A 13,574-nucleotide genomic window follows, 5' to 3' on the forward strand; every position below is an offset into this window, starting at 1 on the left:
GCCGGGCCGGCGATCTGTCCCGCGCCCGCCCCTCCGGTCGGCCGTCGTCTCCCCCCGCACTGCTATCAGGCGCCGCCCTCGGTCTCGTCACCCGCGCGGAGGCGGGCGAGGACGTCGTCGTGGAGCAGGCCGTTCGTGGCCAGCGCGTGCCCGCCGAACGGGCCGTCCTCGCCGTCCAGCGAGGTGAAGCGGCCGCCGGCCTCGCGCACGATCGGCACCAGAGCGGCCATGTCATGCAGCTCGAGCTCGGGCTCGGCCGCGATGTCCACGGCGCCCTCGGCGACGAGCATGTAGGACCAGAAGTCGCCGAAGCCGCGCACGCGCCACACGTCCGAGGTGAGCTGCAGGAACGCGCGGATCGAGCCGCGTTCGCGCCAGCCCTCGATCGAGGAGAAGGACAGCGACGCGTCCTCGACCCGATCCACGCCGGACACGGTGATCCGCTGAGCACGCGTGAGCGAGGTGCCCGCGAAGGCGCCCTGGCCGGCCGCGGCCCACCAGCGCCGGTGCAGGGCGGGGGCGGAGACGACGCCGACGACGGGCTCGCCGTCGATCAGCAGCGCGATGAGGGTGGCCCACACGGGCACGCCGCGCACGAAGTTCTTGGTGCCGTCGATGGGGTCGACCACCCACTGCCGGCCGGAGCGGCTCAGAGATCCGCCGAACTCCTCACCCACGATGCCGTCGCGCGCCCGGGCACGGGACAGGGTGGAGCGGATGGACTCCTCCGCGGCGCGGTCCGCATCCGTGACAGGGGTGAGATCCGGCTTGGTGCTGACCTCGAGGTCCTGGGCCTTGAACCGGGACATCGTGATCGAGTCCACGTTGTCCGCCAGCATGTGGGCCAGCCGCAGGTCCTCCGTGAGGTCGCGGCCGCGGGTCGCAGAGTTCTCAGGTCGCTCCATGCCGCCCACGCTATACCGCGCGGGCCGCCTCAGTCCTCGGACGACGCCGCGTCCTCCGCCCCCGAGGGGGCCAGGCGGTTGCCGAGCAGACGGCGCAGCGAGGCCAGGCGTGCCGCTCCCGAGGGGCCGGCGTGGCCCGCGGCCACCCATGCGTCCAGGCCGCAGCCGGGGGAGTCGGCGGTGTGGGTGCAGCCGCGCGGGCAGTCCGCCAGTCCGCCGGCGAGGTCGTCGAACGCCTCCACCACGCGGTCCGGCTCGACCCAGCCCAGCCCGAAGGACCGGATGCCGGGGGTGTCCACCACCCAGGTGTCCGGCAGGGGGGCGCCGTCGTCGCCCGTCAGCGGCAGTGCGAGCGCGGACGAGGAGGTGTGCCGGCCCCGGCCGGTGACGGCGTTGACGTGGCCGGTGGCCCGTTCCGCGCCGGTGAGCGCGTTCAGCAGCGTGGACTTGCCGACGCCGGAGGGCCCCACGAACGCGCTGGTGTGTCCGATCAGCCGCTCGGCCACCCGGGCCACGAGCGAGGCGTCCAGGGCGGTGTCCCCGGTCTCGGCCTCGAAGGTCGCCGCACCGGAGGTCATCACCTCCAGGTCCAACGCCTCGTAGTGCGCCACCAGCGCGGCCGGATCACGCAGGTCGGTCTTCGTGATGAGGAGCACCGGGTGGATGCCGGCGTCGTAGCAGGCGACGAGGGCGCGGTCGATGAAGCCGGTCCGGGGCTCCGGATTGGCCGCGGCCACCATGATCACCAGCAGGTCGGCGTTGGCCACCACCACCCGCTCGACCTCGTCCGAGTCGTCCGCCGACCGGCGCAGGACCGTGCTGCGCTCCTCGACACGGACGATGCGCGCGAGCGTGCCCTCGTCCCCGGAGAGGTCCCCGACGACGGCCACCCGGTCGCCCGTGGCGATCGGCGTGCGGCGCAGCTCGCGGGCGCGCATCGCCGTGATCCGCTCGTCCAGGCGATCGGGCAGCACCACGGCGTACCGGCCCCGGTCCACCGTGGTCACCATGCCGATCTCGGCGTCCTCGTGCTTGGGCCGCTCCTTGGTGCGCGGGCGGGTGCCGCGCTTGGACGGGCGCACCCGGACATCGGACTCGTCCCATGCCGAGGGATCGAGGCGCCGGGCCATCAGCGGGCCTCCTCGGCCGCGTCGCCGGGTGCCACGAGCGCGGTCCACAGTGCGGGGAAGTCCGGCATCGTCTTCGCGGTGGTCGCCACGTCCACGATGCCGGTCCCCGGCACGCGCAGGCCGACGACGGCGGCGAAGGTCGCCATCCGGTGGTCGTGGTAGGTCTCGAGGGCGGCGGGCGACAGCGGTCCGGACGCGTCCGTGCCCGGGAAGCCGAGCGACGTCTCGTCCTCGTCCACGGTGATCCCCAGGCGGGCGGCCTCGGCGGTGAGCGCGGCGAGCCGGTCCGTCTCATGGCCCCGCAGATGGCCGATCCCCGTCAGGCGGGTGGGCCCGGAGGCCAGCAGGGCGAGCGCGGCCGCGGTGGGGGCGAGCTCGGCCGTGTCCGCGATCTCACCGGCGCCGGTGATGCGGGGCGCGCCGTCGTCGTGGACCGCCCCGGTCACCGTGAGGCGGCCGCGGGAGCGGTCCGTGCGGTCGACCGTGAGGGCCACGCTCGCCCCGAACTGCGGCAGGATCCGCCGCCAGCGGTCGCCGATCTGCGTCGTGCGGGTCGGCCAGTCCGGCACCGTCACGGAGCCGCCCGTGGCCACGGCGGCGGCCAGGAAAGGCCCCGCGTTGGACAGGTCCGGCTCGACGGTCGCCTCGTGTGCCGGGATGCGCCCCGGGGCCACGGTCCACGCCCCGGGACCCGTCTCGGCGACGTCCACCTCGAGCGCGCGCAGCACCCCGACGGTCATCGCGACGTGCTCCGGACTCGGCACGGCCTCCCCGGTGTGCCGTAGCCGGAGACCGCGCGGCATCCCCGCGGCCGCCAGCAGCGCGGCGGACAGGAACTGGGAGGAGCCGGCGGCGTCGACCGCGACCTCCGGCACGTCGCCGTCGGGGGCCACCGTGGCCGCGTCCGCGCGGGTCGTCGTCGTGAAGGGCAGGCGACCGGGCTCACCCTCCTCGACGACGGCCACCCCGAGCTGGCGCAGCGCGTCCAGGACCGGGGCCATCGGGCGCAGGCGCGCGCCGGCGTCGCCGTCGAAGCGGACCCGGCCGGGCCGGAGCGCGGCGACGAACGGGACGAAGCGCATGACCGTCCCCGCCAGTCCGCAGTCCACGGTGACATCCCCGGCCAGCGGCTCGCCGACCGGCATCGGATGCACGCGCAGTCCACCGTCGGACAGGGGCTCGAACCGGGCCCCGAGCGCGGTGAGCGCCGTGCGCATCAGCGCCGTGTCCCGCGACTCGAGGACGCCGTGCAGGATGCACGGGCCGTCGGCGAGGGCGGCGAGCACGAGGTGCCGGTTCGTCAGCGACTTCGATCCCGGCAGCCGCACGTCTCCGCGCACCGGGCCGCGCGCCATGGGCGCGGGCCAGGTCTCGGCGGCGTCGGGACGGGGGGCGGGGGAGTGCGTGGCGGCACGCGTGGGGCGGGTCACCGGACCAGCCTATCCGGCGTCTGTCGGCCGGGGTCGGCCTGTCTCGGGGGAATACCTGGAACGCTGCTGGCGCTCCACTTGGACGACCCCGTACCCGTGTCGGCGGACCGGTCCCGCTTGCCGAGGGCCGCAGCCGGAGAGGAGCCCCGCATGAGCGCCGCCCTGCTGACGCATGCCTCCCGGACCGTAGACTGGCCCGCGATGAGCACTGACAACAGCCGGCCGGAATTCGCCCGGCCCGAGGACGCCCCCGAGCACGACCGCGCCGACATCGACGTCGCCGCCGAGTCCGAACAGCAGCGCCGTGCCCGGTTCGAGCGCGACGCCCTCGAGTTCGTGGACCAGTTGTACTCCGCTGCGCTGCGTATGACGCGCAACCCGCAGGACGCCGAGGACCTGGTCCAGGAGGCGTACACGAAGGCCTACTCTTCGTTCCACCAGTACCGGCCCGGCACCAATCTCAAGGCCTGGCTCTACCGGATCCTCACGAACACGTACATCAACCTCTACCGCAAGCGGCAGCGCCAGCCCCTCGAGGCGGACAACCCTGAGGTGGAGGACTGGCAGATGGCCCGGGCCGCCGAGCACACCTCCGGTGGCCTGCGCTCAGCCGAGACGGAGGCCCTCGACCGGCTCCCCGACTCCCAGGTGAAGGACGCCCTGCAGGCGATCCCGGAGGAGTTCCGGCTCGCCGTGTACTTCGCGGACGTGGAGGGCTTCGCATACAAGGAGATCGCCGAGATCCTCGACGTGCCGATCGGCACCGTCATGTCGCGGCTGCACCGGGGCCGCAAGCAACTGCGCGAGCGCCTCGCGGACTACGCGGCGGCGCGCGGCATCAAGGCCCAGCCGAAGAAGAAGACCGGGCGCGGCGGAACGAAGCAGACCGAGACGAGCACGAAGGAGGCCACGCGATGACTGTGGACCAGCACGGCCATGAGTGCCGCGACGCCCAGGACGCCTCCCTGGAGCGGCTGTACCAGTACCTGGACGGCGCCCTGACGCCCGAGGACATCGAGCAGGTGCGCGCCCACGTGGCGGACTGTCCGGACTGCCGACACCAGAAGGAGCTCGAGGAGCTCATCCGCTCGGCGGTGCGTCGGTGCTGCCAGGAGAAGGCGCCCGCGCAGCTGCGGGCCACCATCATGACCCGCATCACCCAGACCCCGATGACGACCGTCACCTGGGGCTGACACCGCGACATGCGGACCCGTGGGCACCCGATCGGGCGCCCCGACGATGACGAAGGGCCGTCCCCTGAGGGGACGGCCCTTCGTGGTCTGCGGTCGCCGGGTGGCACCCGGCCGGTCCGCGACGCCGATCAGCGGATCAGGCGTTGGGACGCTTGCCGTGGTTGGCGCCGTTCTTGCGGCGGTCGCGACGCTTGCGTGCACGCTTGCTCATGACGTCTCCCTTCAACGAGTCGGTCGGTGGTCCATTCTGTCACATCAGGCCGTGGGCTCAGGCAGACCGAGCCACTGGTACCAGCCCCGGTGCAGCACGAGCCACGCGATGAGCCCGTGGCCCGCCTGGCCCGGCCGGCCCTGGCCGGAGGCGAGGTCCGCGCGCCACTGCTCGTGTCCCACCAGCGGGGTGAACGTGTCCACGTACACGTGGTTGCGCCGGTCGGCCACATCCAGGTAGGCGGCGTTGAGCTCGGCGAGCCGGGCGTTGCGCTGCTCGTCCAGGGTGGGCGTGGGGCCCACCACGAGCACCGGGATGTTCCGCTGCGAGGCGGTGTCCAGGACGTTGGCCAGGTTCAGCCGCGAGCGGGCGGTCGAGGTGGCCTCCAGGTCCAGGTCCGCGTCGGACAGGGCCACGACGAGGCGGTTCTCCGTCTCCTCGGAGAAGCGCCGCGAGGCCTCGCCCCACCAGCGCTCGTTGAGGTCCTCGGTGGTCTCGTGCGGCACGGCCAGCACGTAGTTCTCCAGCTCCACGTCGGGGGCCTGGGTGCGGGCGAGCACGCGGCCCCACCAGCCGATGGCGCGGCCGTCGCCCGCACCGGCCAGCAGCTGGTCGCCGACGGCGGCGATCCGGATCCGGCGGTTGTGCACAGTGTGTCCTTTCGTCGGCCGATCCGGCGCCGCCGCCGCACCGGAGGGTGCGGCGGCGGCGCAGGGTCGGTCCGGGTCAGCGGCCGAAGGCGGCGTCCAGCAGCGTGCTGAGCTCCTGGTCGTGGCGGCCCTTGGTGCCCGCGGAGGTCGCGGCCGAGGCCGGGCGGGACACGAGGGTCACGGGGCCGTCGAGCTGCGGCACGAGGTTCAGTGCCATGAACGGCCACGGGCCCTGGTTCGCGGGCTCGTCCTGCACCCAGGTGACGTCGGCGACCGGGTAGGCGCGGAGCGCCTTGCGGATCTCGTCGAGCGGCAGCGGGTAGAGCTGCTCCACCCGCACGATCGCGGTGGACGTGTCACCGGACTTCTCGCGGCGGGCGAGCAGGTCGTAGTACAGCCGGCCGGAGACCAGCACCACGCGCGTGACGTCCTTGGCGTCCACCCCGGCGTCCGGGATGACCGGCTGGAAGCCGCCCTCGGTGAAGTCCTCCACCGAGTTCGCGGCGGCCTTGAGGCGCAGCAGCTGCTTCGGGGTGAACACGATGAGGGGCCGACGCGGGCGGGCGTAGGCGTGCTCGCGCAGCAGGTGGAAGTGGTTCGCGCCCGTGGAGGGGTTGACCACGCGCATGTTGTCCTCGGCGCACATCTGCAGGAAGCGCTCGATGCGGGCGGAGGAGTGGTCCGGCCCCTGTCCCTCGTAGCCGTGGGGGAGGAGCAGGACCACGGACGAGGTCTGCGACCACTTCTGATCGGCCGAGGAGATGAACTCGTCGATGATCGTCTGCGCGCCGTTCACGAAGTCGCCGAACTGGGCCTCCCACAGCACGAGGGCGTCGGAGCGCTCCACGGAGTAGCCGTACTCGAAGCCGAGGGCGGCGTACTCGGACAGCAGCGAGTTGTAGACCCAGAACTTCGCCTGGTCCTCGGAGAGGTGCCTCAGCGGCGCCCACGTGTCGCCGGTGATCCGGTCGTGGAACACCGAGTGGCGCTGCGTGAAGGTGCCGCGCTGGGAGTCCTGGCCCGCCAGGCGGACCGGCACGCCCTCCATGAGCAGCGAGCCGAAGGCCGCCAGCTCGGCGAAGCCCCAGTCGATGCCGCCGTCGACGGCCATCTTGGCGCGGCGCTCGAGCAGGGCCGCGAGCTTGGGGTGGACCGTAAAGCCCTCGGGCACGTCGATGTGCGCCTGCCCGATGGCCCGCAGCGTCTCGGCCGAGATGGCCGTGGACGCCGGCGCCTCCGGGGCCGCGTCCCGGTCCTCGGCCGGGCGGAGGCCCTCCCCGCCGGAGGCGGGCGCGTCCTCGTGGGTCTCCGCGAAGACCCGCTCCAGCTGCTGCTGGTAGTCCTTCAGGGCGCTGTCCGCCTCCTCCTGCGTGATGTCGCCGCGGCCCACGAGGGACTCGACGTACAGCTTGCGGGTGGAGCGCTTCTGCTCGATGAGGTTGTACATGCGCGGCTGCGTCATCGACGGGTCGTCGCCCTCGTTGTGGCCGCGGCGGCGGTAGCAGACGAGGTCGATGACGACGTCCTTGTTGAACCGCTGGCGGTACTCGAAGGCGAGCTGGGCCACGTGCACCACGGACTCCGGCTCGTCGCCGTTGACGTGGAAGATCGGGGCCTGGATGGTCTTGGCCACGTCGGTGGAGTACACCGCGGAGCGCGCCTGGGTCGGCGGCGTGGTGAAGCCCACCTGGTTGTTCACGACCACGTGGATCGTGCCGCCGGTGCGGTAGCCGGGCAGCTGCGAGAGCTGCAGGACCTCGGTCACGACGCCCTGGCCCGCGAAGGCCGCGTCGCCGTGCACGAGGATCGGCAGCACGGAGAAGGAGTCCGGGCGCTGGCCACCCAGATCGAGGCGGTCCTGCTTGGCGCGCACGACGCCCTCGAGGACCGGGTCCACAGCCTCCAGATGCGAGGGGTTCGCGGCGAGATACACGCGGGTGCTGTTGCCGGCGTCGGACACGAAGGTGCCCTCGGTGCCCATGTGGTACTTCACGTCGCCCGAGCCCGAGGCGCCGCCCGGGGTGGCCCCCTCGAACTCGCGGAAGACCTGGCTGTAGGTCTTGCCGGCGATGTTGGTGAGCACGTTCAGGCGACCGCGGTGCGCCATGCCGATGGCGACCTCGTCCAGTCCGGCGTCGGCGGCGTCGCCGAGGATGCCGTCCAGCAGCGGGATGAGGGACTCGCCGCCCTCCAGGGAGAAGCGCTTCTGGCCGATGTACTTGGTCTGCAGGAACGTCTCGAACGCCTCCGCGGCGTTGAGGCGGCCCAGGATGCGCAGCTGCTCCTCGCGGGTGGGCTTGGCGTACGGCTGCTCGAGCTTCTCCTGCAACCAGGCGCGCTCGGCCGGGTCCTGGATGTGCATGTACTCGACGCCGATGGCGCGGCAGTACGCGTCACGCAGCACGCCGAGGATCTTGCGCAGGGTCAGGCTGCTCGCCCCGCCGAAGCCGCCGGTGGGCCACTCGCGGTCCAGGTCCCACAGGGTGAGCCCGTGCTCGCGGATGTCGAGGTCCGGGTGGTAGGCCATCGAGTACTCGAGCGGGTCCACGTTGGCCAGCAGGTGGCCGCGGTCCCGGTAGGCGTGGATGAGCTGCTGGATGCGGGCGACCTTGCCGACCTGCTCCTCCGGGTTCACCTGCACGTCCTGGGCCCAGCGGACGGGCTCGTAGGGGATGCGCAGGGAGTGGAAGACCTCGTCGTAGAAGCCGTCCTCGCCCAGCAGGAGGCCGTGCACGATCTTCAGGAACTCGCCCGAGCCGGCGCCCTGGATCACGCGGTGGTCGTACGTGGAGGTGAGGGTGATCGTCTTGGAGATCGCCAGGTCGTGCAGCGTGGACTCGGCGGCGCCCTGGAAGGCGGCCGGATAGGTCAGCGCGCCGACGCCGATGATGGCGGCCTGGCCCTGGGACAGGCGGGGCACCGAGTGCACGGTGCCGATGCCGCCCGGGTTGGTCAGGGAGACCGTGGTGCCGGCGTAGTCGTCCATCGTCAGCTTGTTCTTGCGGGCGCGCTGGACGAGGTCGTCGTACGCCTTCCAGAAGCCGCGGAAGTCGAGGGTCTCGGCGGCCTTCACGTTCGGGACCACGAGCGCGCGGGTGCCGTCCGGGCGGGGCAGGTCGATGGCCAGGCCGAAGTTCACGTGGGCCGGCTCCACCATGGTGGGCTTGCCGTCGCGCTCCTCGTAGGTCACGTTCATCGAGGGCATGGCCGCGAGCGCGCGGACCACGGCGTAGCCGATGAGGTGGGTGAAGGAGACCTTGCCGCCGCGGGTGCGGGCCAGGTGGCTGTTGATGACCACGCGGTTGTCGATCAGCACCTTGGCCGGCAGGTCGCGCACGGTGGTGGCGGTGGGCACGGATAGGGAGGCGTCCATGTTCGTGGCCACGGCCTTGGCCATGCCTTTGAGGACGGTGGCCTTCTCCTGCTTCTCGTCCGCGGTGGTGGTGGCGGTGTCGGCGGGCTCGGAGGGCACGGCCTGGGCCGCCGGGGTCTTCTTGGGCTTGGGGCCGGTGCTGACCGAGGTCTCCTTGGGCTGCGCACCCCGGGCCGGGGCGGTCGCCGCCTTCGGCTCGGTCACCTTGGCGGTGGCCTTCGGCTCGGCCTTGGCGGCGGTCTTCGGCTCGGTCTTGGCGGCGGCCTTCGGCTCGGCCTCGGCGGCGGGGGCGCTGGCCTCGAGACGGGCGAAGATCTGTGCCCACTGCCGGTCCACGGAACCGGAGTCCTCGCGGTACTTCCGGTAGATCTCGGCCACCAGCCGTTCGTTCCCCGGGAACTCCTGTGCGAGCCGGTCCGACGTGAGTTCTGGCACTGTGTAACGCCTCTTCCTGAGCCTTGGGATGCGATGTGCTGCGCCGGGCCACCCGCGCGGCGCGCGTGGGGCCGGGAACGCCTCGAGACATCATAGTTCTTCGACGCCCCCGGTCGGAATGCCGCGGCCTCGGCTCGACTCCGCTCCCGGCGGACGCGCGGGGGCCTCACGGCGTCCGCCTCGTCTGGGAGACTGACGCCATGCGCTTCCTCACCGACCCGGCCGTCGACCTGACGTACAACGACGTCTTCCTCGTGCCCTCACACTCGGACGTCGCCAGTCGCATGGACGTGGACATCGCCCCGGATGACGGCACGGGCGCCACCATCCCCCTGGTCTCCGCCAACATGACCGCCGTCACCGGGCGCCGGATGGTCGAGACCATGGCCCGGCGCGGCGGTCTCGGGATCCTGCCGCAGGACATCCCGGCGGACGTGATCCGGGACGTCGTGCGTCGGGTGAAGGCGGCCCACCCCGTGGCGGACACCGCCCTGACCGTCGGCCCGCAGGACACGGTGCTGGACCTGCTCCACCTCGTGGACCGCCGCAACCACGGGGCCGTCTGCGTGGTGGACGCGCACGGCGGGCTGCTCGGCGTGGTCCGCCCCCAGGACTGCGAGGACGTGGACCGCTTCACCTCGGCCGCCTCCGTCATGCACCCTCCGGTGGTGACCCTCACGCTCGCCGAGCTCGGCGGCACGGACGGCGCCCCGGACAAGGACGCGCTGCGGGCGGCCTTCGAGCGCCTGCACGCCGCGCACCAGGAGATGGCCCCCGTCGTGGACCCGGCAGTGGGCACCGCCGCCCCCGTGCTGCGCGGGGTCGTCACCGCGGCGGGCCTGCTGCGCTCGTCCTTGTTCACGCCCGGTCTCGACGACGGCGGACGGCTCCGGGTCGGCGCCGCCGTCGGCATCAACGGGGCGGTGGGGGAGAAGGCCACCGCCCTGGTCGAGGCCGGCGTCGACGTGCTCGTCGTGGACACCGCGCACGGTCATCAGCGGACCATGCTGGACGCGCTCGCCGCCGTGCGGGCCCTCGACCCCGGCGTGCCCGTGGTGGCCGGCAACGTCGTCTCCGGCGACGGCGTCCGGGACCTGGTCGCGGCCGGCGCGGACATCGTCAAGGTGGGCGTGGGACCGGGCGCGATGTGCACCACGCGCATGCAGACCGCGGTGGGCCGGCCCCAGTTCTCGGCGGTCCTGGAGTGCGCCGCCGCGGCCCGCGAGCTCGGGGCACGCGTGTGGGCGGACGGCGGGGTGAAGCACCCGCGGGACGTGGCGCTCGCGCTGGCCGCCGGAGCCAGCTCGGTGATGATCGGCTCGTGGTTCGCGGGGACGCTCGAGTCTCCGGGCGACCTCGTGCACGGTCCGGACGGTCGGCGGTACAAGGAGAGCTTCGGCATGGCCTCGGCCCGCGCGGTCCAGCACCGCACCCGCCACGAGGACGCCTTCACCAAGGCCCGCAAGGCGATGTTCGAGGAGGGCATCTCCTCCTCGCGCATGTACGTGGACCCGCGCCGCCCCTCGGTGGAGGACCTGCTGGACACCATCACGTCCGGTGTGCGCTCGTCGCTGACCTACGCCGGCGCCCACGACCTGGCGGAGTTCCGTGAGCGCGCCGTCGTCGGCCTGCAGTCCGCGGCGGGCTACGAGGAGGGCCGGCCGGTCGCCTCGTCGTGGTGAGGCGGCCGCATGCCCCTGCTCGTTCCGCCGGGGCCTGACGCCCCTATACTGGGCGGACTATGGATCACCCTGACACCTGTGTGCCAGACCGCTCGTCCGCCCACGCGGACGCGGCCGGATCGGAGCCTTCCAGTCCCGGTGCCCCGCACCGCCGCCCGGCCCGCCGTCGAGGGGGTGAGGTCGGGTGGAGTGGCTCCTGCTGATCCTCGGCCTGGCCCTGATCGTGGGCACCGGGTTCTTCGTGGCCGTCGAGTTCGCCATGATCGCGATCGACGTGCCCACCGTGCAGCGCATGGTGGACGCGGGTGACCGCGGCGCCGAGCCCCTGCTGCGCTGTCTCAAGTCACTCTCGACCCAGCTCTCCGCGTGCCAGCTGGGCATCACTCTGACCACACTGCTCACCGGCTACGTGATGGACCCGGCGATCAGCCGGCTCATCGACCCGCTGCTGCTCCAGGTGGGGCTGCCGGCCGGCGTGGTGGGCACCGTCTCGCTCGTCGTCGCGATGGTCGTGGCGACCCTGCTCTCGATGCTCCTCGGCGAGCTGATCCCCAAGAACATGTCCATCGCCGAGCCCATGGCGATCGGCCGCGCACTCGCCCGGCCCCAGCTCGTGTTCAGCACCGTGTTCAAGCCGGCGATCCTGGTCCTGAACGGGTTCTCCAACGGCGTGCTGGCCCGCGTGGGCATCGAGGCCAAGGAGGAGATCTCCGGCGCCCGCAGCCCCGAGGAGCTCTCCTCGCTGGTCCGCCGCTCGGCCCAGCTGGGCACGCTCGACGCGCAGACCGCCACGTTCCTGGACCGGACGCTGCGCTTCGCGGACCGCACCGCCGCGGACGTGATGACCCCGCGCATCCGCGTGGAGACGGTGAGGGAGGACCAGGCTCTGCCCGAGGTCCTGGACCTGGCCCGCAGCACCGGCTACTCGCGGTTCCCCGTGATCGGCGACTCCTCGGACGACATCCGCGGCGTGGTGCACGTGAAGAAGGTCGTGGCCGTGCCGCGGGAGCGCCGCGCCGACCTCGAGGCCGGTGCACTGATGACGGAGGTCATCCGCGTGCCGGAGACCGTGCACCTGGACCAGCTGCTGGCCGAGCTGCGCGACGCGAACCTGCAGATGGCCGTCGTCGTGGACGAGTACGGGGGCACCGCAGGGGTGGTCACGCTCGAGGACGTGGTGGAGGAGATCGTCGGCGAGGTCGCGGACGAGCACGACCGCGTCACCCCGGGGGTCCTCCAGACGGCCTCCGGCCGCTGGTACTTCCCGGCGGAGCTGCGGCCCGACGAGGTGCGGACCCAGATCCCGGCCCTCGTGGTGCCGGAGGACGGGGCCTACGAGACCGTCGGCGGGTACATCCTGGCCCGACTGGGGCGCCTGGCGGAGGTCGGGGACGTGGTGGACGTGGACGGCGGCACCCTGACGGTCGAGCGGATGGACGGCCGCCGCATCGAGCGCGTGCGCTTCGACCCGGCCGCTGAGGACGAGGAGACGCGCGCATGAACGGGGACGTCGTCGGACTGCTGTGGCTGGTGGTCCTGTTGGCCGCCAACGCCTTCTTCGTGGCGGGCGAGTTCGCCGTCATGGGCGCCCGTCGGGCGCAGATCGAGCCGAGGGCCGAGGCCGGCTCCCGCCAGGCCCAGGTGGCGCTCTACGCGATGGAGCACGTCTCCCAGATGCTGGCCGTCTGCCAGCTCGGCATCACGGTGTGCTCCCTGCTCATCCTCAACGTGTCCGAGCCGGCGCTGCACCACCTGCTCGTCGTCCCGATGGCCGCCCTCGGGGTGCCGGCCGCGGCGGCGGACGTCACCGCCTTCGTGCTCGCGCTGCTGGTGGTCACCTTCCTGCACGTGACCCTGGGCGAGATGGTGCCCAAGAACGCCGCCGTCTCGTTCGCGGACCGCGCCGTGATGCTGCTGGCCCCGCCGCTCGTGTGGCTCTCGAAGCTGCTGCATCCGGTCGTGGCCGCGCTGAACTGGACGGCCAACCTCGTGCTGCGCGCCCTGCGCATCGAGCCGAAGGACGAGGTGGCCTCCTCCTACACGCTCGAGGAGGTGCAGTCGATCGTGGCCGAGTCCACCCGCTCGGGCACCCTGGAGGACGAGTCCGGCGTGCTGCACTCGGCCCTCGAGTTCTCGGACCGCCGGGCCGGGGACGTGATGGTGCCGCGTGAACGGGTCGTCACCGTCCCCGAGGGGATCACGCCGCACGACTTCGAGTGGACCGTGGGCCGCGTGGGCTTCTCCCGGTTCGTGGTCGAGGACCCCGATGGCGGTTACACCGGCTACCTGCACCTGAAGGACGTCCTCACCGTGGGGCCGTCGGGGTACGACGAGCCGATCCCGCTCACGCGCGTGCGGTCGCTGGCCAACGTGCGGCTCGAGGACGAGGTCGAGGACGCCCTGGCGCTCATGCAGCGCACGGGCTCCCACCTGGCCCGGGTGATCACGCCCGAGGGTGAGACCGCGGGGATCCTCTTCCTCGAGGACGTGCTCGAGGAGCTCGTCGGGGAGATCAACGACGTGACGCAGTCGCCACGTCGGTTCCGGCCCGCGTGAGCGTCGCGG

The 13,574-nt window shown here is 72.6% G+C and carries 11 protein-coding genes; 5 read left to right on the top strand and 6 right to left on the bottom strand.

The annotated features are described in order from the left end of the window. Positions 1–65: 65 nt before the first annotated feature. From hisN to aroA, 3 genes are read right to left on the bottom strand one after another with little or no spacing between them, the layout of a single operon-like run. On the bottom strand, positions 66–905 hold the full coding sequence (gene hisN / locus AC0VX2_RS03720; RefSeq protein WP_129867238.1) for a histidinol-phosphatase: 840 nt from the start codon (positions 903–905) through the stop codon (positions 66–68). A gap of 29 nt (positions 906–934) precedes the next feature. Next, a complete protein-coding gene (gene rsgA / locus AC0VX2_RS03725; RefSeq protein ID WP_061867905.1) occupies positions 935–2,035 on the bottom strand; it encodes a ribosome small subunit-dependent GTPase A in 1,101 nt (366 codons plus the stop codon). Continuing rightward, positions 2,035–3,465, bottom strand: coding sequence for a 3-phosphoshikimate 1-carboxyvinyltransferase (gene aroA / locus AC0VX2_RS03730; protein ID WP_144819963.1), 1,431 nt, complete (start codon positions 3,463–3,465; stop codon positions 2,035–2,037). Before aroA ends, rsgA begins: the two co-directional genes overlap by 1 nt. 201 nt (positions 3,466–3,666) lie before the next feature. Here aroA and AC0VX2_RS03735 point away from each other — a divergent pair, with 201 nt between their 5' ends. Further along, complete coding sequence (locus AC0VX2_RS03735) at positions 3,667–4,383, top strand: sigma-70 family RNA polymerase sigma factor (RefSeq protein ID WP_036314006.1); 717 nt, start codon at positions 3,667–3,669, stop codon at positions 4,381–4,383. Next, the gene (gene rsrA, locus AC0VX2_RS03740) at positions 4,380–4,658 is read left to right on the top strand and encodes a mycothiol system anti-sigma-R factor (protein WP_036313960.1); all 279 of its coding nucleotides are present in this window, start codon (positions 4,380–4,382) and stop codon (positions 4,656–4,658) included. The genes AC0VX2_RS03735 and rsrA overlap by 4 nt, the downstream gene beginning before the upstream one ends. 136 nt (positions 4,659–4,794) lie before the next feature. Here rsrA and AC0VX2_RS03745 read toward each other — a convergent pair whose 3' ends face one another. From AC0VX2_RS03745 to AC0VX2_RS03755, 3 genes are all read right to left on the bottom strand, one after another. Beyond that, positions 4,795–4,869, bottom strand: coding sequence for a 50S ribosomal protein bL37 (locus tag AC0VX2_RS03745; RefSeq protein ID WP_370426847.1), 75 nt, complete (start codon positions 4,867–4,869; stop codon positions 4,795–4,797). Positions 4,870–4,913: 44 nt separating this feature from the next. Next, positions 4,914–5,519 (bottom strand): GDSL-type esterase/lipase family protein, encoded by a 606-nt coding sequence (locus AC0VX2_RS03750; RefSeq protein WP_129867136.1) that lies wholly within the window; start codon positions 5,517–5,519, stop codon positions 4,914–4,916. A gap of 76 nt (positions 5,520–5,595) precedes the next feature. Then, positions 5,596–9,327, bottom strand: coding sequence for a multifunctional oxoglutarate decarboxylase/oxoglutarate dehydrogenase thiamine pyrophosphate-binding subunit/dihydrolipoyllysine-residue succinyltransferase subunit (locus tag AC0VX2_RS03755; RefSeq protein WP_129867137.1), 3,732 nt, complete (start codon positions 9,325–9,327; stop codon positions 5,596–5,598). Positions 9,328–9,527: 200 nt separating this feature from the next. On the opposite strand from AC0VX2_RS03755, the gene guaB1 reads away from it, so the two are divergent. The 3 genes from guaB1 (at position 9,528) to AC0VX2_RS03770 (ending at position 13,565) form a co-directional block, all read left to right on the top strand. Next, positions 9,528–11,009: a GMP reductase gene (gene guaB1, locus AC0VX2_RS03760; protein WP_396729045.1), complete on the top strand. Its 1,482-nt coding sequence runs from the start codon at positions 9,528–9,530 to the stop codon at positions 11,007–11,009. A gap of 184 nt (positions 11,010–11,193) precedes the next feature. Continuing rightward, the gene (locus tag AC0VX2_RS03765; RefSeq protein WP_041104315.1) at positions 11,194–12,510 is read left to right on the top strand and encodes a hemolysin family protein; all 1,317 of its coding nucleotides are present in this window, start codon (positions 11,194–11,196) and stop codon (positions 12,508–12,510) included. Then, positions 12,507–13,565 (top strand): hemolysin family protein, encoded by a 1,059-nt coding sequence (locus AC0VX2_RS03770; protein WP_036337765.1) that lies wholly within the window; start codon positions 12,507–12,509, stop codon positions 13,563–13,565. Before AC0VX2_RS03765 ends, AC0VX2_RS03770 begins: the two co-directional genes overlap by 4 nt. Positions 13,566–13,574 lie beyond the last annotated feature (9 nt).

Source organism: Micrococcus sp. iso_239 (genome assembly GCF_056173395.1).